Origin of the sequence: Gordonia jinghuaiqii (assembly GCF_014041935.1) — a bacterium.
GTDB classification, from domain to species: Bacteria; Actinomycetota; Actinomycetes; order Mycobacteriales; family Mycobacteriaceae; genus Gordonia; species Gordonia jinghuaiqii.
Window position 1 is genome coordinate 3,694,273 of sequence record NZ_CP059491.1, and the last position, 17,667, is coordinate 3,711,939.

Here is a 17,667-nt window from a genome sequence, read left to right on the forward strand (position 1 = left end):
CGCCTCAGCTGCGTCGGATGACGACGGCGGTCATACCCGACGCCGAGCCGGATATCTCGATCACCGGCCCGCCCGGGCGTTTCTGCGCACCGGCCTTGTCCTTCACCTTGGACCATCCGGAGAGTTGCAGGCCGCCGTATCGGACCTCTTGGTCCGGACCGACGCGCACCTTCACCGTCGTCGCCGACACCTGCAACTGCAGCGATGTCGAGGGGCCGGGGAACGATGCGTTGGTGAAGTCGAGGTCGACTTTGCCCATCGTGCCGGTGGCGATGATGGTGAACGGAACCTGCCAGGTGCCCTTGCGTCGAACCGACTCCCACTCCGCCTCGAGGTGCAGCGGCGGCATCGTCTGCTGAGGTGCTGCGTGCACCGGGGCGACCGCGGCGTCGATGAACAGCAGCCCGGCATTGGGAAGGTGTTCGAGCACGACGCGGAGCTCGCCCCGGGTACGTGCCGAGTAGACCAGGCCAGAGCGTTCCTCGAACTCGGCGATCTCGAGATACCCCGACGAGAACGCGTCGTTGAGCAGGGTGATCGCCCGCTCGCGTTCTGGGTTTCCGACTCTCAGCTCGTCATCGGGTAGGCGATCGACCATGATCGCCACCTTATTGCACCGCGATCTACGTGTCGGTGTCGCTGGATCGGCGGTGCGTCGTCGCCGACAGGCGTCGGCGCGCGTAGCGTCGAGCACAACTCGACTCGTGCGACGAAGAGGCAGCCATGACATCCACGGGAGCATTCCCCGCGACGACGATGCCGACCGCGTTCATCGGCCACGGCAATCCGATGAACGCACTGGAACGCAACAGGTACACCGAGGCGTGGGCTGCGCTGGGACGGGCGGTGCCCAAGCCGCGGGCGATCCTGGTGATCTCGGCGCATTGGTACACCAACGCCACGGCGGTCACCGCGATGCCCCGGCCACGCACCATCCACGACTTCTACGGGTTTCCGCAGGACCTGTTCGATGTCGAGTACCCGGCGCCCGGCGATCCGGAGGTCGCGGACATGGTGTCCGACGTCGTCAAACCGACCTGGTGCGGTCTCGACGTCGACAGCTGGGGCATCGATCACGGCACGTGGTCGGTGCTGGTGCACACGTTCCCCGACGCGTCGATCCCGGTACTTCAGCTGTCGCTCAACGCCTTCAAGGACGCCGAGCACCACTACGAGCTCGGGCGCAAGCTGGCGCCCCTGCGCGACCAGGGTGTGCTGATCATCGGCAGCGGCAACATCGTCCACAACCTACGCGCGGTGGATTTCTCCCGGGCCGACGCCGGCTTCGACTGGGCCCACCGATTCGACGACGCGGCCCGGGAGGTGTTGCAGGACAAGCCGTCGAACGTCTTGAGCCTCGACGGCCATCCCGACTTCGGCAACGCCGTCCCGACACCGGATCATTACCTGCCGATGCTCTACATCGCAGGCCTGGCGCAGGACGCGCCGCTCGATCTGCTCGTCGACGGGCATGCGGCAGGGTCGATCTCGATGGCCGCCTACACGCACGGGCTTGACCTCGACACCGGCACATCCGCGGGCGGAGCCCCGGCAGCCGAACTCCCCGAAGGGTTTCCGGCGCTCAACTCCAACATCTGAGCGCCGCAGCAGGCAACCCCGCCCGTATCCGCCGCCTCACTCCTTCAGGAACTCGTCGATCTGGTTCATCGCTTCCCTGGTCCCTTCGACGACACCCATGTCGAGCACCTTCTGGAGTCCTTCGGCGGAGTCATAGGTGCCGATGTATGTGGCGACCGTCTTACCGTCCTGCTCGGCGAACGCATACGAGTTGCGCGATTCCGGCATGTCGGTGATGGGGTTGAGGTCCGCGTCGGCGAATCCGTCGAGGAAGGTGAAGCTCTTCGGCTCGTCGACCGACTCGACTTTCCAATAGCCGCCGTACTTCTCGCCGTCGGGACCGGTCATGTAGTACGTGACCTTTCCGCCGGGCTTGAGCTCGTGGTCGACGACGGTCGCGGGGTAGGTCGGCGGTCCCCAGATCTTCTCCAGCTGACGCGGGTCCGCGTAGATCTGCCAGACACGTTCGACCGGCGCGGCGAACTCGGCGTTGATGGTTATGGTCCGGGCGTCGAGGTCCGGGGTCACATCGATGACAGGCATTGGTCATTCCTCCGATGAGGTAGGGAGTTGGTGCTCGAGGGTGAGGAGGTCGTCGATGCGCGCGATACGGCCGCGCCACACCTGTTCGAGTTCGGTCAGCATCGACGCCACCGAACGCACCGCGGTCACGTCGCCGCTGGCGAGTTGTTCGCGTCCTTGACGGCGCTTGGTCAACAGGCCCGCCTTCTCGAGGACGGCGACGTGCTTTTGTACTGCCGCGAAGCTCATGTCGTATTTCGCGGCGAGCACCGAGACCGAATGTTCCCCGTCGAGCACACGGCGCAGGATGTCGCGTCGAGTGCGGTCGGACAGCGCGTGGAACAGGGCGTCCGCCCGGTCCTCGTCTGCCGCGTCCTCGGTTTCGGCCACACCACAAACATACAACCACGCGGTTGTATGTCAACCCCCTGTTCCGATCCCCGGCCTGACCCCCCGCCTGAACCCCGGCCGCCGAGCCGGCCTACCGCTCGGTGACCCGGCCGCCCTCGACATCCCAGTGCCGGTCGACGCGCACGTTCTGCAGCATCCGGCGATCGTGGGTCACCAGAAGCACTGCGCCGTCATAGGAATCGAGCGCCGACTCGAGCTGTTCGATGGCGGGGAGATCGAGGTGGTTGGTCGGTTCGTCGAGCACCAGGACGTTGGTGCCGCGCGCCTGCAGCAGGGCGAGCGCGGCGCGGGTGCGCTCCCCGGGTGACAGTTCCCCGACGGGACGGTCGACGTGATCGGCGCGCAGCCCGAACTTCGCGAGCAGGGTGCGGACGTCGGCGATCGTGTGGTCCGGCACGAGTTCGGCGAAGCGATCGGCCAGCGACCGCGAGCCGGTGAACTGTCCACGGGCCTGGTCGATTTCGCCGATGGCGACGCTGGAACCCAGCTGCGAGGTGCCCTCGTCGGGCTCGATGCGGCCGAGCAGGAGACGCAGCAGCGTCGTCTTGCCCGCACCGTTGTGTCCGGTGATGCCGATCCGTTCTCCGGCGTTGACCTGTAGCGACACCGGACCGAGGACGAAATCTCCTTGTCGGACAACGGCGTTGTTCGCGGTGGCGACGACCGAGCTGGAGCGCGGTGCCGCACCGATGGTGAACTCGAGCACCCACTCCTTGCGGGGTTCGACCACCTCGTCCAGCCGTGCGATCCGGCTCTCCATCTGGCGAACCTTCTGGGCCTGTTTCTCGCTGGATTCGGTGGCGGCGCGGCGTCGGTTCTTGTCGTTGTCCGGCGCCTTGCGCATGGCGTTGCGCACGCCCTGGCTGGACCATTCACGCTGGGTTCTGGCGCGAGCCACGAGGTCGGCCTTCTTGGTGGCGAACTCCTCGTACTCGTCGCGCTTGTGCCTGCGCGCCACCGCGCGTTCTTCGAGATAACTCTCGTAGCCACCACCGAAGACGGTGTTGGTGTGCTGCGCGAGGTCGAGTTCGAGTACACGGGTGACGCTGCGCGCCAGGAACTCTCGATCATGACTGACGAGGACGACGCCACCGCGCATGCCGGCGACGACCTCCTCGAGCCGCGCGAGGCCCTCGAGGTCCAGGTCATTGGTGGGCTCGTCGAGCAACACGATGTCGAATCGGGAGCAGAGCAGGGCCGCCAGGCCAACCCGGGCGGCCTGCCCACCGGAGAGGTCGGCCATCAGGGTGGTGGCGGGGTCGATGACCCCCGCGTCGAGCCCGAGGTCGGCGAGGACGGCGGGCAGACGCTCGTCGAGGTCGGCGGCACCGGTGGTGAGCCAGTGATCGAGAGCGGCGGCGTAGACGTCGTCGGCGTCGCCGGGTGCGTCCGGGTCGCCCAGGGCATCGGCCGCGGCATCCATCGCGTGCTGGGCGGCGGTGCACCCGGTGCGGCGGGCGACGTAATCGCGGACGACCTCTCCCGGGATGCGCTCGTGTTCCTGGGGTAGCCAGCCGACGAAGGCGTCGGCGGGAGCGCGCGTCACCGTGCCCTCCAGCGGAGCCAGTTCCCCGGCGAGTACCCGGAGCAGCGTCGACTTGCCCGCGCCGTTGGCGCCGACCACACCGATCACGTCACCGGGGGCGACGGTGAGATCGAGATGGTCGAAGAGGACGCGATGCGCGTATCCGCCGGCGACGTCCTTGGCGACAAGAGTTGCGGTCATCGGTCAATGGTCCCACCCGCCGTCCGGGCGCCGAACCGGCGCTCGTCATGGCGTTTCCCACACCACCACCGGGGTACCCGCGGGAATGACCTCATCGCATGGGACCCACCGCTTCGACGTCGTCGTCGTCGGCGGCGGCAACGCCGGCATCAGTGCCGCGGCACGGTTGGTCCGCCTGGGGATCACCGACGTCGCGGTGATCGAACCGCAAGCGGTGCACACCTACCGTCCGCTGCTCTCCTACGTGGGCGGCGGGCAGGCGAGTCTGCGCGACGCCGAACGTACCCAACGGTCGGTGACACCGGAAGGGGTCACCTGGCTGCGCGACTCGGCGGTGGTCGTCGACCCCGGCGGGCGTTCCATCCGGTGCGCGTCCGGGGTCGACGTCGGGTATCGGGACCTCATCGTGGCGGTCGGGCTCGTGCCCGACCACAACGCCATGCCGGGAACCGATCTGGCGGTCTCCGATGAGGCTGTGGCGAGCAACTATCTCGACCGGGCCGACCAGACCTGGGAGCTCGTGCGGTCGATGCCGCGGGGTGGCCGGGCGGTGTTCACCGTCCCCCGCCCGCCGGTCAGTTGCACCGGCACCACCCTCAAACCGCTGTTCCTCGCGGCCGCGCACTGGCGGAGGTCGGGGATTCTGTCGACCCTGGACATCACTCTCGTGGTCGACCGTCCACGACTGCTCGGCGTCGACGAACTCGACATGCGTCTGTTCGATCGGCTCGAGGAGATCGGGGTCGACGTCGTTCTCGACAGCGAAGTACGGCTACACCCCGCGGACCGTCGGATCACCGCCGTCACCAGCACCAGGACCGACGCGGTGCCGTACGACATGCTTCATCTCGTCCCACCGTTCCGGGCGCCGGACCTGATCGCGGAGTCCGGCCTTGCCGGCGACCAGGAGCACGGTCTGGTCGACATCGATCCGCAGACGCTGCGCCACCGCACGCACCCGTCGGTCTGGGCGGCCGGTGACGGCGCCGGTGTGGCGACGGACCCGTCCGGCGGAGGGCTTCGGCGGCAGGTCGCCGTCCTCACAGACAATCTCGTCGCCGCTCGGCACGACGGTCAACTGAAGCGATACGACGGGTACACCGTCGCGCCGATCGCCACCGACGCCCACCATCTGATCGCCGCGGAGTTCGACCGGAACGGCACCGTGACATCGTCGTTGCCGTCGTTCATCGACCCCCTTCGGCCCCGCCGGAGCGCTTGGGCGTTCGACCGGTACGTACTGCCGCGCCTGTACTGGGATCTCATCCTGAAGGGTCGCGTCTGAGTCTCGCGGCGTCCGAGTCTCGCGGCGGCTGAGTCTCGAGGCGTCCGATTGGAGAGCCGCCCGGCTGGGTAACACATGCTGGTTGTGCCGACCGGACCTGCTCGGGTGGACTCGACGGCCGGCCGTATTCGTTCGATGAATCCCCCTCGGGGAGAAGGAGACATGGGTGGCTGACACCGACGCTTTCGACAAGATGGTCGACATCATCGACTACCCGGTGTTCGTGGTCACGACCATCGCCGGTGGGCGGCGATCGGGGTGCCTCGTCGGGTTCGCGAGCCAGACCAGTATCGATCCGCGACGCTTCCTCGTGGGTATCTCACAGGCGAATCACACCCACGGCGTCGCGGCCGAGGCCGAGTATCTCGCCGTCCACCTGATCCCGCGGGAGCACCGCGAACTCGCCGAACTGTTCGGCGGCCAGACGGGCGACGAGGTGGACAAGTTCGAGCAATGCCGGTGGTCGGAGGGCCCACACGGTCTACCGGTGCTCGACGACTCAGAGATGTGGTTCGCGGCGCGGATCCTCGACCGCGTCGACATCGGCGATCACACCGCGCACATCGTCGAACCCGTCGACGGCGCGATACTCGCCGACGACCCCGACCGGAACTCGTGGGTCAGCTTCGCCGGCACGCACCACATCGAACCGGGACACGACGCATGAGCGATCGGGTTGTCCGGGAAGAGACTGCCGCCGATCTCGATGTCGCCGCCTTCGCCGAACGGTATTACGCCGACTGGTCCGAGGGTGTCCGCACCAACATGGTGATGAGCATCGACGGGTCGGTGAGTTTCCGCGGGCGCGTGGGACCGTTGTCGTCGGCGACCGACCGGGCCCTGTTCCACGCCCTCCGTGCGCTGTCCGACGTCGTTCTCGTGGGAGCCGCGACCGCGCGCATCGAGAACTACGGGCCGGTGGCGCTCTCCGACGAACTGGCAGCGCTTCGGGCCCGGGACCGCAGGCCGTGGGCCACCGAGTCGCCGCGGATGGCCATCGTCTCGCTGTCCTGCTCGTTGCCGGAACGCTCACTCGACCTGCCACCCGAGCAACGCCCCATCCTGATCACCTCCGCGAGCGCCGACACCTCGGCCGTGCGCGACAAGGCCGAGATGATCGCGGTCGGCGAGGACGGCATCGATCTGCCCGCGGCGATCGAGGAGTTACGCAAGCGAGGGCTGCGCCGCATCAACTGTGAGGGCGGACCGAGCCTGCTGAACACACTCACCGAGGCCGATCTCATCGATGAACTGTGCCTGACGATGGCGCCGCAGCTCACCGCCGAGGGCGACCCGGCGACCGAGAGCGCCGCCGCGGTCCTCAGTCCGCTCGAGGCTCCCCGCCGATTCCGGCTGAAGCATGCCCTGGTCCACGACGACGACCTGTTCCTGCGTTACATGCGCTGACGTCCCCGGCCATCCCGGCCGGGGAGCACCCCAGCGATAGCCTGAAGGCATGCGCCTACCGAAGAAGAAGTGGAAAGAGCTGTCCCCCACAGGGAAAGCCTCCGTCGTGGCCGTCGCCGCGATCGACGCAGGCCTGCGGGTGTGGGCGCTGCGGGACCTCGCGGGCCGGCAGCAGGCGGAGGTCAACGGCCCCAAACGCGCGTGGGCCATCGGTCTGTCGCTCGGTTCGACGGCCGGCGTCGCGCCGGCGGTCTATCTGCTCTGGGGCCGCAAGCGCCGGGGATGACATCACCGGCAGGCGCCGCCGAGTGTTCCGCGGAACACTCGGCGGCGCCTCGGGGTTCGACTGCCACTGCGTTCGACTGTGCCCGGTCAGGGCACCACCCGGTATCTCAGCATCATGTCGTGGTCCTCGTGGTCGAGGATGTGGCAGTGCCAGACATATCCCTGGAGGTCCTTGGTGGCCATGCCGTGAACCGGTGTGGCTCCGGCATGGTGGTGACCGGGCGCCCTCGGCGGTGCGACCTCGTGACCACCCGACGGCCGGCTCCACGACTGCGTCGGGTCGGAGGAGAAGACCGCGTCCGGATCGAAGCCGAGTTCGTCGGCGGTCGGAAAACGAACGACGATCGAGGTCACGTGCCCACCGGTCGCGTGCACGGTGTCTTTCCAGCCGGCCTCCCACGCGGCCGGACCGCGCATCGGTCCGGCGTAGAAGCGGCTCGGGTCCGGCGCCCAGCGGGTACCGATCGGCGGTTGCGGATTCGCCGCTTGATACTCGACGGTGCGCAGTGGCCGTCGGCCGAGGATGCGGAACATGACCAGGTGTAGGTGGACCGGATGCGGGTCCGGGGTGATGTTGATGATGTCCCACCGTTCGGTGGTACCCGCACGCGGCTTCTCGATCTGGGGGTCGGAGTAGCGGAGGTTGTTCAGCGACATGATGGCCGGCGGCACACGCAGTTCGTAGGGCTGGGAGACGCTGACGTGTCGGACTCGCTGCGGCGTGGCGATCGGCGGGATTCGCGCGGGACGTCCCCGACCGCCCCGCAGCGTCGCCGGGACGCCTCGTCGGTCGCCGCGTGCGGTGCCGGCGATGAACCGGCAGAACCGTGTCATGGCCACCTCGCCGAGGATCGCAGCCTGGAACGGCGGCGCCAGGTCGTTGCACAGGTCGACGGTCTCTCCTGGTGCGAGCGAACTGAAGTCGACCAGTAGGTCGAAGCGCTCGCCGGGCGCCGCCTCGAACGAACGGGTCGCGACCGGAGCGTTCAGCAGGCCGCCTTCGTTGCCGATCACCCAGAATCGCATGCGGTTGGAGAAGAACAGGTTCCACACCGAGAACGACGCCGCGTTGATCAGCCGAAACCTGTACAGCCCGCGATCGACGGTCATCTTCGGCCATACCTTGCCGTTGACGAGTCCGCGGTCGCCGACCGCGCCGCCCTCCCACATGCCTTGCGGGACAACCGGCGTCGAGCGTAAGGATTGATGACCGTCGGCGCGGAAGATCTTCTCCTGCAAGATCAGCGGGACCTCGTGCTCACCGGCCGGAAGTCCGAGTGGATTGGTCGTTGTCCCGGTGTCGTGATCGTCCCGGAGGAAGTACATCCCCGCCAGGCCCGCATAGACATTGGCGCGCGTGATGGCCATGGCGTGGTCGTGGTACCAGAGATGGCCGGCTTCTTGACGATTGGGGAACTTGAACAGGGCGGTACCGTGGTGCGGCAGCATGAGACGCTCGGGATTGCCGTCGAACTCCGGTGGCGTGGCGCCACCGTGCAGGTGCATGGAGGTGACCGGTGTGTCCCGATAGCGTTCGGACACCCCGTGCAGGGAGGTGTCCAGATCCGCGGCGAAGATGTGCTTGCCGAGTTCGCTGCGATAGTGCACGGTGGTCTGCTCGCCGACGTGGGCCTCGATGGTCGGCCCCAGGTACGACTCGTCGTTGTACGCCATCGTCGGAACCTTCGGCTGATCGCGGTGGAACCGACTGCTCGTGGTCCGCGCGACGATATCGATCGGTTGCGTGGGCGACGAGGTGATGGTGCTCGGCACCGGGAGGTCGTCGACGTACGCAGCCATCTCCGGCGAATGGAAGATGGTCGGCACCTTGAGGGGTGGCACCTTCAGGGGCGGCAGCGGATCCGCGCCTGCCGGTGGGGTGCCGAGACGGGCCGCCATCGCGGCCGACGCGGTGGCGGCGGTTGTCCCCCACAGAAATTGCCGACGATTGATGCTGTGACCCACGCGATCCCCTTACCCGGACGAACTTAAGCGGATCACCATACCATCGGTATGGTTGGGCCGAGAGTCGTATCGCCGCTGGTCGTCGTGGTGTACTCGGTCACGAGCACCGTCCGCGCCGACCGGAGAGGATCGCCCAGCAGATGACCGAGTCCCGTCGGAGCTCACGCCTGCGCGCCACCGACTGGGTAGACGCCGCATTCACGCTGCTCACCTCGGAAGGCGGAGGTGAGCACGGGGTCACGATCGCCAGGTTGTGCACGACCCTGGAAGTCACCAAGGGCAGCTTCTACTGGCACTTCAGAGACCTCGACGCCTTGTGGGAGGCGATGGCTGTGCGCTGGCAGGAGATGAATCGTCGACGCGTCGCCGACCTGGACAAGCTCTCCGAGATGCCCCCTGACGGGCGTCTGATCGCGTTGTCGACGATGCTCATCAGCAAGGATCACCTGACGGTGGAACGCGCCATCCGGAACTGGGCGCGCAGCAACGACAACGTCGCCGAAACGGTGCGCAACATCGACGCGGAGATCTTCGAGGCGGTCGAGGGCATCGTGGGTGAATTCGGGATGAGCCCGGGCCAGGCCCGCCTGGTGTCCGGCGTCTTGGTGTACGCCGGAATCGGCTATATCCACGGGCACGACGGGCTACCGACCATCACCCCGGACGACGTACAGCGCGCACTACCCGGGCTGTTGTCGTTCACCGTGGCCGAACCGTCCGCCGATCCGGACCCGACCGGACCGGACGTTCCCTAGATGCGTGCGACTCACCAGGCTGCGGTTTGGGTGTCGTCTACTCGATGTCGCGGGGTGCCCGGCGACTAACGTCTGCGCCATGAAGCAAGACCGCAGCCGACAGATCACCTGGGTTCTCGCCGGGATCGCGGCACTCCTCGTGTTCGTGTTCGTCGTGCTCGCCGTCTACTTGTTCACCAGGGACAGCGGCGACGACCGCACCGACGCTGCTCCGGTCACCGTGACTGTCACGAGCACGCCGACCCAGGAGCCATCGCCTACACCGGCACCACCTCCGGTGACCACACGACCGGCGCCCACGGGGTCGACGCCGTCGGAGGGTGGTCCGTGTTTCGAATGGGAGGCACGGTCGTTTGGCACGGCGGCCGACGGAACGAGCCTCGTGTGCAACTACATGGGCGCGGACGGAGGCTTCAGATGGGTTGGCCACGCGGACAACGACGGGTCCGTCCACAACCTCGGCGAACCCTGCGATCCGGCTGTCGACAAGGTGGCCCAGGACCCGTCCGGGAAAGCGATCATGTGCGGCGGCCAGTTCTGGGTCGACGGCCCCTGAGTACCAGCAGGATCGCTATCTCTGAGTTCGCGCCCTTCGCTCAGATCAGTTCGGGGAGAACACATTCCGTCAACGGCGCGAGATCCGCCGGCCACCCCGACCCGTCGAGCGGCTGCCAGCGCAGTTCGGCGATCTCGGCAGCGGGGCTCAATGTGTCCGTATCCCGATCCAAGGGATTCGAGCAGACGAAGACCGCCGCCTCGACGTCGTATCCGTCCTCGTTGGCAGCGACCGCTCGGTACAGCCCGCGCTCCTCCAGCTGCGACGCGTCGAGTTCGACTTGTAGTTCCTCCCGGCACTCCCGGATCGCCGTCTGAAGCGCGCTCTCGCCGGGTTCGGGTTTGCCCCCGGGAAACATGAATCGGGCGGTGCCGCGCTTACGCACGGTCAGGACTGCACCGGTGGTGTCCCGCAGGATCACCGCACTCACCCGGATGACAGCTGAATCGACCACGGCGCCCACCCTAGATCTCGCACCGACGTTGCCGGCCGGGGGCGTGCTGCAGCGAAACAACGACGAAACGCGTTCCGACATTGTCGAAACGCGCTTCGCGAAGTGGAGCTAAGGGGACTCGAACCCCTGACCCCCACACTGCCAGTGTGGTGCGCTACCAGCTGCGCCATAGCCCCGTATTTTGTTGTTTCCGCCCTGTTCAGGGGCACTGGAAAAGCTACACCATGTCTGCGATCGCGGCCAAATCCCCAGGAACCGGGCCCGCCCGGGGCCCGGTTCCAACGGGATCAGGACTTGTTGCCGCCGAGGATGTCCTCGAGCCAGCCGGTGCCGTCGAGGACGCCCTCGACTGTCTTGCCGTCGTGCAGGACCGACGGGGTGCCGACCTGGCCGCCGGTGGCCTTCGACAGTTCGTCGGTCGACTTCTTCGCATTCTCCTCGGCCTGCGCGACCTTCGCGTTGTCGGTGATGCACTGCGCGGTGGCGGGTGTCGCCCCCTGTGCGGTGGCCATGCGCGCGAGCTCGGGGCTGGTGATGTTGCCGGTGCCGTCCTCGGCCGGCTGTGAGGTGTACAGCGCGCTGTGGAACCGCAGGAACAGGTCGGCGTTCTGCTCCTCGGCGACACACTTCAGAGCGCCTGCGGCGCGCGAGCTGTAGTCACCCGACGCCGACTTCGAGTTCAGGAAGTTCAGCGTGTGATAGCGCACACGCAGCTGACCTTCGGTCACGGCCTTGGTGATGGCCGGTCCGGATTGCTGCTCGAAGAGCTTGCACACCGGGCACAGCGGATCTTCGAAGATGTCGATCAGCGGCGCATTCTCGGGACCGACGATCATCGTCGAACTACTGGCCAGCGCCGACTGGTCGGCGGCCTCGCCCTTGTCGCGTCCGCTCCACCAGATACCGCCGATGACCAGTCCCGCGATCACCAGGACCGCGATGCCACCGAGTACGTACGTCATGGTGTTCGACGGCGCACTCGGCTGATACTTCGACTTGGTGGTGCGGGGCACCGATGCTCCCGGCTTTCGCTGCTTGCTCACAATCCGACAATATCCGCGCCGCGCTGAAAATTGTCTGAGGGATCTGCGGGGAGGCCACCGACCGTCGATGAACGGCCAGCTCTCACCCGGCCAACGCCGCGTCGACCACCTGCTGCGCCTCTTTCTGCACCTGCGCGAGGTGTTCTGCTCCCTTGAAGGACTCCGCGTAGATCTTGTAGACGTCCTCGGTGCCCGACGGCCGCGCGGCGAACCAGGCGTTCTCGGTGGTGACCTTCAGCCCGCCGATCGCGGCGCCGTTACCCGGTGCCGTCGTCAGGATCTTGTCGATGGGTTCACCGGCGAGCTCGGTGGCCTTCACCTGATCCGGCGAGAGCTTCGACAGCACCGCCTTCTGTTCGCGGCTGGCCGGTGCGTCGATGCGCGCATACGACGTCTCGCCGTACTCGGCGGCGAGTTCGGCATACCGCTGGGATGGTGTCTTGCCGGTCACGGCGAGGATCTCCGACGCCAGCAGCGCCATGATGATGCCGTCCTTGTCGGTCGACCACGGACTGCCGTCGAACATCAGGAACGACGCCCCGGCACTCTCCTCGCCGCCGAAGGCGACGCGACCGTTCAGCAGGCCGTCGACGAACCACTTGAAACCGACCGGCACCTCGAGCAGCGGCCTGCCGATTCCCGCGACCACCCGATCGATCAGCGACGACGACACGAGCGTCTTGCCGACCGCCGCCGTCTCCGACCACTGCGGCCGATGCGTGAACAGGTAGTCGATCGCGACGGCGAGATAGTGATTCGGGTTCATCAGGCCGGCGTCGGGGGTGACGATGCCGTGACGGTCGGAGTCGGCGTCGTTCCCGGTCGCGATGTCGTAGGAATCGCGCGCGGAGATGAGCGACGCCATCGCATTGGCCGACGAGCAGTCCATCCGGATCTTGCCGTCGGTGTCGAGGGTCATGAACGAAAAAGTCGGGTCGACAGTGGGATTCACGACCGTCAGGTGGTCGAGGTTGTAGCGCAGACCCACCATCGCCCAGTAGCCGACCGACGCGCCGCCGAGCGGATCGGCCCCGATCTTGATGCCGGCGTCGCGGATGGCCTTCATGTCGACCACGTCGCCGAGGCCGTCGATGTAGTTGAGCAGGAACGAATAGTCGTGCACGTACTCACCGGTGCGTGCACGCTCGAACGGGATGCGCTTGACGCCGTCGAGCTTGCGCTCGAGCAACTCGTTCGCCCGCGCGGCGACGACCGAGGTGATCGAGGTGTCCGCCGGGCCGCCCGTCGGCGGGTTGTACTTGAATCCGCCGTCGCGCGGCGGGTTGTGCGAGGGCGTCACCACGATGCCGTCGGCGAGCACACCCGGGTTCTCGCGGTTGAACGTCAGGATCGCGCGGCTGACCGCGGGCGTCGGGGTGAAGGAGTCGCTCTCGGCGGTGTAGACGGTGACCTCGTTGGCCGCGAGCACCTCGAGCGCCGTACGCCAGGCCGGTACCGACAACGCGTGGGTGTCGAAGCCGATGAACAACGGACCGGAGGTGCCCGCCGATCGGCGATAGTCGACGATGGCCTGCGTCGTGGCCAGGATGTGCGCCTCGTTGAACGCATTGTCGAAGCTCGACCCGCGATGCCCGGACGTCCCGAACACGACCTGCTGCAACGGGTCCGACGGATCGGGGACGTTCTCGTAATAGGCACGCACCAGAGCGTCCACGTCGATGAGGTCTTCGGGCAGGGCCAAGGTACCAGCGCGAGGATGTGCCATAGCCGCAATTCTGCCACTCCGCCCCCGGTTCGCCGGGCTGACAATCCGATCGGCCCGCCCACCGGAGGGGATCCGATCGGGACCCGATCCGGATCGCTAGGGTGAAACGACCGTCGAACCGCCTCTGGAGGGCCTTCCACACATGCTGATCCCCGGCTCGATCGGGCGGCGCTCCCCCCGCCTGATCGTCCTCGTCCTGCCCGGTGGCACCGACAACAGCCGCGAGCCGTTCACTCCGTGGCAGCCGTCGGCCCTGCGCATGTACCCGTTCACCTGGTCGCTGCGTCTGAGGTTCGGACGTTCGGTCCGGGTGCACCAGGTCGGCTATCGGGTCTTCGGCTGGAACGGCGACGAGAACAGCCCCATGCCGCCCGCGCAGGCCGCGCTCGACGACATGTGCCGACGCCACCCCGGTGTGCCCGTCGTCGCGATCGGACACTCGATGGGCGGGCGTGTCGCCGCCCGTCTCGCCGCCGACCGCCGGGTCGTCGGCGTCCTCGCCCTCGCCCCGTGGTGGCAGTTCGCCGACTGGCGTTCGATCCATTCGGGCGCACGGGTGGTCGCGGTGCACGGCGACGCCGACGAGCGCACCTTCGCCACGCGCACCCGCAAGGGCATCGAGGAACTGCGCGCCCGGGGCGTCGACGCCGAGTTCGTCCCCGTTCCGAGCGGAGGCCACGCGATGCTCGATCACGTCGGCGTCTGGCAGCGCAGTGCACTCGACTTCGTCGGCGAACGACTGTCGGCGCTGCGCGCGGCATGAGCCCCCGGCCGGTCAGGCCCGCGATCTCTCAGGCCTTGGTCCTGGCTCCCGACAGCTCGTCGATGAATCCGGGATAGAACTCGACGTAGGTGTCGCCCGAGAGCACGTAGAGCGGGTCGTCGCCGGTCTCGGCGTAACCCTGCTTGCGCAGTTCCGTACGCATGTTCTTGAAGGTCGACGTGTGCTCGATCTGCGGCACGAGGCGCACGAACATCGGCACCGCGTACGCCGGCAACCCTTTCCGCACGTGCCCGGCGAGTCCGTCGGCGTCGAACACCGCGTTCCCCTCGAGGCTGATGGCGGCCATGCCCGCCTTGCCGTCGACGCCGGGCACCGGCACACCGAACACGACGGCTTCCTCGACGCCGGGATGGGCGTCGAGGACGGCCTCCACCTCGGTGGTGGCGACGTTCTCACCCTTCCAGCGGAACGTGTCCCCGATGCGGTCGACGAAACCGATGTGCGAGAAGCCCTGATCGCGGACCACGTCACCGCTGTTGAACCACTTGTCGCCCTTGCGCTTCGCGTCACGGACGATCTTCTTCTCGGTGGCCTTCGGGTCGGTGTAACCGTCGAAGGGCACTCGCGAATTGATCTGCGCCAGAAGCAGTCCGGTGCCACCCTTGCCGACCGGCTTCACTCGGCCGTCGGGCCCGCGCAGGGGTTCGCCGGTCTCCTCGTCGTATTCGACGATCGTGTACGGCAGAGGCGAGAAGCCCGCGGTCTTCGACATCCCGAAGATGTTGATGAAACCGATGTTCGCCTCGCTCGCGGCGTACAGCTCGACGATGCGCTCGATGCCGAAACGTTCGGTGAACGCATCCCAGATCTCCGGGCGCAGGCCGTTGCCGACGGCGAGGCGGACGCGGTGGCGCCGGTCGCTCGGCTTCGGCGGCTGAGCGAGCAGATACCGGCACAGCTCACCGATGTAGCTGAAGGCGGTGGCGTCGTTCTCGATGAGCTCGTCGAAGAACCTCGACGCCGAGAACTGTTTGCCGATGGCCAGGCAGGCACCCACATTGAGCACCGACGAGACCGAGATCGTCAGCGCGTTGTTGTGGTAGAACGGCAGCGCTGTGTACATGACGTCGTCGCTGCGGAGCCGGATGCCGAGCCCGCCGATGCCGTTCATCGCCACCAGCCACCGGTAGTGACTCATCCTGCTGGCCTTGGGATATCCGGTCGTGCCCGAGGTGAAGATGTAGATCGCGGTGGAACCGACCTCGATCGACTCGGTGACCGGGCGGTTCAGTGGCGAGCAGCGCGCGGTGAGCGTGGCGAGATCGTCGAAGGTGAACTCCTTGGCAGGACGGCACTCGTCCGGCACCGACTCGAGCGCTTCGAGCAGATCCTCTTGGTAGAGCACCGCTTTGGCGTCGATGAGCCCGAGACTGTGTTCGAGGACGGCGCCGCGCTGGTTGAAGTTGAGCATCCCGCAGATGGCCCCGATCTTGACGATCGCGAGCATCGTGACGACGACGTCGGGGTGGTTGCGGGACAACACGGCCACCACGTCGCCGCGACCGATCCCCTCTCGGGTGAGGAAGTCCGCGAGCCGATTCGCGCGGGCATTGGCCTCGCGATAGGTGATCGACACGCCCTCGAACCGCAGGAAATCCCGGTCGGGGTACTTGTCCACGCTCTGCTGGAACCGCTTGCCGATGGACATCTTCGCGGTCGGCGGCTTGGGCAGCATCTCCGGGAGTGCCCGCAGTATCGTCCCGGCGTCACGACGCAACGACGCGACCCCCGACACCATGTCGGACAGCCGGATGTCCGGCAACAGTCCCGTACCCGACGCCTGATCAACCATGTCCCGGCCTCCCCGCTCTGTGTTCGACGACACACACCATAGCCGGAGATCGGCCTCAATGACACGAGTGGGCCATATTGTTCCAAGTTACGGGGTCCTGGTGCTTGGCCAGGGACCTGTGACCGGCCACACTGTCCTGATGACCGACACTTCTGATGATGCGACGCACCCGGCCGGGCCTCTGGACGGCGTCACCGTCCTCGAGCTGGGCACGCTCATCGCGGGACCGCATGCGGCGCGCCTGCTGGGCGACATGGGCGCCGATGTCATCAAGATCGAGCCGCCGGGCAAGCCCGACCCCATCCGCACCTGGGGGCAGGCCGAGGTCGACGGTCATCGCTTCTACTGGACGGTCCACGGGCGCAACAAGAAGGCGGTCACCCTCGATCTCCGGTCCGATCGCGGTCGTGAGCTGTTCCTCGCGCTGGCCGACCGCGCCGACGTGATCGTCGAGAACTTCCGGCCCGGAACCCTCGAGCGTCTGGGCATCGGCCCCGACGTGCTGTCGGCGCGTAACCCGGGGATCGTCGTCGTGCGCGTCTCCGGATACGGCCAGGACGGGCCGGATTCGGCGCGCGCCGGTTACGCCTCGGTCGCCGAGGCGGCGAGCGGCCTGCGGTACCTCAACGGTTACCCCGGACAGCTGCCGCCGCGGCTTGCGCTCTCGCTCGGCGACACCCTCGCCGGCATGTTCGCCGCGCAGGGCGCGCTCGCCGCGCTCTATCGGCGTTCGGTGACCGGCAAGGGCCAGGTCGTCGACACCTCGCTGATCGAATCCTGTGTCGCCGTGCAGGAATCGGCGATCGCCGACTACGACGCGGGCGGGGTGGTCCGTGGCCCGTCGGGCACCCGGCTCGACGGCATCGCGCCGTCGAACCTCTACCCCACCAGCGAGGGCACCCACGTCATCATCGCGGCCAACCAGGACTCCGTCTTCGCCCGGCTGTGTGCGGCGATGGGGCAGCCCGAACTCGCGACCGACGAACGCTTCGCCGACCACGCGGCACGCGGGCGCAACCAGGACGAGCTCGACGAGCTGATCGGCGAGTGGTCGCAGCAGTACTCCCCCGACAAGCTCACCGAGGTACTCAGTGCGGCGGGTGTTGTCGTGGGACCGGTGAACACGGTCGCCGAAGTGGTCGCCGACCCGCATCTGCAGGCACGCGGGATGATCGCCGAACACTACGACGAGCGCGCCGAGCGCACCGTGCTGGGCCCCGGTGTGGTCCCCCGGTTCAGCGAGACCCCCGGCGGCATCCGCAACGCCGGGCCACCCGCCCCGGGATGCGACAACGACGCCGTCTACGGCGAGCTGCTGGGCCTGTCTGCCGACGAGATCTCCGCGTTGCGCACGGACGGCATCATCTGAACCTCGGCT

General features: G+C 67.3%; 18 protein-coding genes and 1 tRNA gene. 9 read left to right on the plus strand and 10 right to left on the minus strand.

Annotation, left to right across the window (positions count from 1 at the left end; all coding sequences use genetic code 11):
• Nucleotides 1–4 precede the first annotated feature (4 nt).
• Nucleotides 5–598 (minus strand): DUF1707 SHOCT-like domain-containing protein, encoded by a 594-nt coding sequence (locus H1R19_RS16545; RefSeq protein ID WP_188327440.1) that lies wholly within the window; start codon nucleotides 596–598, stop codon nucleotides 5–7.
• A 158-nt stretch (nucleotides 599–756) separates the two neighbouring features.
• Here H1R19_RS16545 and ygiD point away from each other — a divergent pair, with 158 nt between their 5' ends.
• Nucleotides 757–1,599 (plus strand): 4,5-DOPA-extradiol-dioxygenase, encoded by an 843-nt coding sequence (ygiD, locus tag H1R19_RS16550; RefSeq protein WP_372631523.1) that lies wholly within the window; start codon nucleotides 757–759, stop codon nucleotides 1,597–1,599.
• A 36-nt stretch (nucleotides 1,600–1,635) separates the two neighbouring features.
• On the opposite strand, the gene H1R19_RS16555 is transcribed toward ygiD, so the two are convergent.
• The 3 genes from H1R19_RS16555 to abc-f all read right to left on the minus strand — a co-directional run bounded on the left by H1R19_RS16555 (nucleotide 1,636) and on the right by abc-f (nucleotide 4,237).
• A complete protein-coding gene (locus H1R19_RS16555; protein ID WP_219849597.1) occupies nucleotides 1,636–2,121 on the minus strand; it encodes an SRPBCC family protein in 486 nt (161 codons plus the stop codon).
• Between the two features lie 3 nt (nucleotides 2,122–2,124).
• Nucleotides 2,125–2,490, minus strand: a complete 366-nt coding sequence (locus tag H1R19_RS16560) for an ArsR/SmtB family transcription factor (RefSeq protein WP_219849598.1) — start codon at nucleotides 2,488–2,490, stop codon at nucleotides 2,125–2,127.
• A 91-nt stretch (nucleotides 2,491–2,581) separates the two neighbouring features.
• Nucleotides 2,582–4,237: a ribosomal protection-like ABC-F family protein gene (gene abc-f, locus H1R19_RS16565; RefSeq protein WP_188327436.1), complete on the minus strand. Its 1,656-nt coding sequence runs from the start codon at nucleotides 4,235–4,237 to the stop codon at nucleotides 2,582–2,584.
• 85 nt (nucleotides 4,238–4,322) lie between these two features.
• Here abc-f and H1R19_RS16570 point away from each other — a divergent pair, with 85 nt between their 5' ends.
• From H1R19_RS16570 to H1R19_RS16585, 4 genes are all read left to right on the plus strand, one after another.
• Complete coding sequence (locus H1R19_RS16570) at nucleotides 4,323–5,522, plus strand: NAD(P)/FAD-dependent oxidoreductase (RefSeq protein ID WP_219849599.1); 1,200 nt, start codon at nucleotides 4,323–4,325, stop codon at nucleotides 5,520–5,522.
• Nucleotides 5,523–5,715: 193 nt separating this feature from the next.
• Nucleotides 5,716–6,189 carry a flavin reductase family protein gene (locus H1R19_RS16575; protein ID WP_372631521.1) on the plus strand — a complete coding sequence of 158 codons (474 nt, stop codon included), beginning with the start codon at nucleotides 5,716–5,718 and terminating at the stop codon, nucleotides 6,187–6,189.
• On the plus strand, nucleotides 6,186–6,929 hold the full coding sequence (locus H1R19_RS16580) for a pyrimidine reductase family protein (protein ID WP_219849601.1): 744 nt from the start codon (nucleotides 6,186–6,188) through the stop codon (nucleotides 6,927–6,929). Before H1R19_RS16575 ends, H1R19_RS16580 begins: the two co-directional genes overlap by 4 nt.
• Before the next feature lie 49 nt (nucleotides 6,930–6,978).
• Entirely contained in the window at nucleotides 6,979–7,215 is a 237-nt protein-coding gene (locus H1R19_RS16585) for a hypothetical protein (protein ID WP_219849602.1), read from the plus strand.
• An 86-nt stretch (nucleotides 7,216–7,301) separates the two neighbouring features.
• On the opposite strand, the gene H1R19_RS16590 is transcribed toward H1R19_RS16585, so the two are convergent.
• Nucleotides 7,302–9,113 carry a multicopper oxidase family protein gene (locus H1R19_RS16590; protein WP_372631519.1) on the minus strand — a complete coding sequence of 604 codons (1,812 nt, stop codon included), beginning with the start codon at nucleotides 9,111–9,113 and terminating at the stop codon, nucleotides 7,302–7,304.
• A 206-nt stretch (nucleotides 9,114–9,319) separates the two neighbouring features.
• Between H1R19_RS16590 and H1R19_RS16595 the strand changes: the two genes are divergently transcribed.
• Together H1R19_RS16595 and H1R19_RS16600 are read left to right on the plus strand one after the other, a co-directional pair.
• Entirely contained in the window at nucleotides 9,320–9,934 is a 615-nt protein-coding gene (locus tag H1R19_RS16595) for a TetR/AcrR family transcriptional regulator (RefSeq protein WP_219849604.1), read from the plus strand.
• 4 nt (nucleotides 9,935–9,938) lie between these two features.
• Complete coding sequence (locus tag H1R19_RS16600) at nucleotides 9,939–10,490, plus strand: hypothetical protein (RefSeq protein ID WP_244970734.1); 552 nt, start codon at nucleotides 9,939–9,941, stop codon at nucleotides 10,488–10,490.
• A gap of 40 nt (nucleotides 10,491–10,530) precedes the next feature.
• Here the strand turns inward: H1R19_RS16600 and H1R19_RS16605 are convergent, their stop codons facing one another.
• From H1R19_RS16605 to pgm, 4 genes are all read right to left on the minus strand, one after another.
• On the minus strand, nucleotides 10,531–10,944 hold the full coding sequence (locus tag H1R19_RS16605; RefSeq protein WP_244970735.1) for an NUDIX hydrolase: 414 nt from the start codon (nucleotides 10,942–10,944) through the stop codon (nucleotides 10,531–10,533).
• Nucleotides 10,945–11,047: 103 nt separating this feature from the next.
• Nucleotides 11,048–11,120, minus strand: a tRNA-Ala gene (locus tag H1R19_RS16610).
• Nucleotides 11,121–11,231: 111 nt separating this feature from the next.
• Complete coding sequence (locus tag H1R19_RS16615) at nucleotides 11,232–11,987, minus strand: DsbA family protein (RefSeq protein ID WP_188327425.1); 756 nt, start codon at nucleotides 11,985–11,987, stop codon at nucleotides 11,232–11,234.
• Between the two features lie 82 nt (nucleotides 11,988–12,069).
• Complete coding sequence (gene pgm / locus H1R19_RS16620) at nucleotides 12,070–13,713, minus strand: phosphoglucomutase (alpha-D-glucose-1,6-bisphosphate-dependent) (RefSeq protein ID WP_219849606.1); 1,644 nt, start codon at nucleotides 13,711–13,713, stop codon at nucleotides 12,070–12,072.
• Nucleotides 13,714–13,855: 142 nt separating this feature from the next.
• On the opposite strand from pgm, the gene H1R19_RS16625 reads away from it, so the two are divergent.
• Nucleotides 13,856–14,476 (plus strand): alpha/beta fold hydrolase, encoded by a 621-nt coding sequence (locus H1R19_RS16625; RefSeq protein WP_219849607.1) that lies wholly within the window; start codon nucleotides 13,856–13,858, stop codon nucleotides 14,474–14,476.
• A gap of 28 nt (nucleotides 14,477–14,504) precedes the next feature.
• Here H1R19_RS16625 and H1R19_RS16630 read toward each other — a convergent pair whose 3' ends face one another.
• A complete protein-coding gene (locus H1R19_RS16630) occupies nucleotides 14,505–16,289 on the minus strand; it encodes a long-chain-acyl-CoA synthetase (protein WP_188327423.1) in 1,785 nt (594 codons plus the stop codon).
• Nucleotides 16,290–16,428: 139 nt separating this feature from the next.
• Here H1R19_RS16630 and H1R19_RS16635 point away from each other — a divergent pair, with 139 nt between their 5' ends.
• A complete protein-coding gene (locus H1R19_RS16635) occupies nucleotides 16,429–17,658 on the plus strand; it encodes a CaiB/BaiF CoA transferase family protein (protein WP_219849608.1) in 1,230 nt (409 codons plus the stop codon).
• The last annotated feature ends 9 nt before the right edge of the window (nucleotides 17,659–17,667 follow it).

Excerpts from the sequence above, each read along its gene's own strand:
- H1R19_RS16545 (WP_188327440.1), bottom strand. The coding sequence starts at position 598 with ATGGTCGATCGCCTACCCGATGACGAGCTGAGAGTCGGAAACCCAGAA.
- ygiD (WP_372631523.1), top strand. The coding sequence starts at position 757 with ATGCCGACCGCGTTCATCGGCCACGGCAATCCGATGAACGCACTGGAA.
- H1R19_RS16555 (WP_219849597.1), bottom strand. The coding sequence starts at position 2,121 with ATGCCTGTCATCGATGTGACCCCGGACCTCGACGCCCGGACCATAACC.
- abc-f (WP_188327436.1), bottom strand. The coding sequence starts at position 4,237 with ATGACCGCAACTCTTGTCGCCAAGGACGTCGCCGGCGGATACGCGCAT.
- H1R19_RS16570 (WP_219849599.1), top strand. The coding sequence starts at position 4,323 with ATGACCTCATCGCATGGGACCCACCGCTTCGACGTCGTCGTCGTCGGC.
- H1R19_RS16575 (WP_372631521.1), top strand. The coding sequence starts at position 5,716 with ATGGTCGACATCATCGACTACCCGGTGTTCGTGGTCACGACCATCGCC.
- H1R19_RS16580 (WP_219849601.1), top strand. The coding sequence starts at position 6,186 with ATGAGCGATCGGGTTGTCCGGGAAGAGACTGCCGCCGATCTCGATGTC.
- H1R19_RS16585 (WP_219849602.1), top strand. The coding sequence starts at position 6,979 with ATGCGCCTACCGAAGAAGAAGTGGAAAGAGCTGTCCCCCACAGGGAAA.
- H1R19_RS16590 (WP_372631519.1), bottom strand. The coding sequence starts at position 9,113 with ATGGCGGCCCGTCTCGGCACCCCACCGGCAGGCGCGGATCCGCTGCCG.
- H1R19_RS16595 (WP_219849604.1), top strand. The coding sequence starts at position 9,320 with ATGACCGAGTCCCGTCGGAGCTCACGCCTGCGCGCCACCGACTGGGTA.
- pgm (WP_219849606.1), bottom strand. The coding sequence starts at position 13,713 with ATGGCACATCCTCGCGCTGGTACCTTGGCCCTGCCCGAAGACCTCATC.
- H1R19_RS16625 (WP_219849607.1), top strand. The coding sequence starts at position 13,856 with ATGCTGATCCCCGGCTCGATCGGGCGGCGCTCCCCCCGCCTGATCGTC.
- H1R19_RS16630 (WP_188327423.1), bottom strand. The coding sequence starts at position 16,289 with ATGGTTGATCAGGCGTCGGGTACGGGACTGTTGCCGGACATCCGGCTG.
- H1R19_RS16635 (WP_219849608.1), top strand. The coding sequence starts at position 16,429 with ATGACCGACACTTCTGATGATGCGACGCACCCGGCCGGGCCTCTGGAC.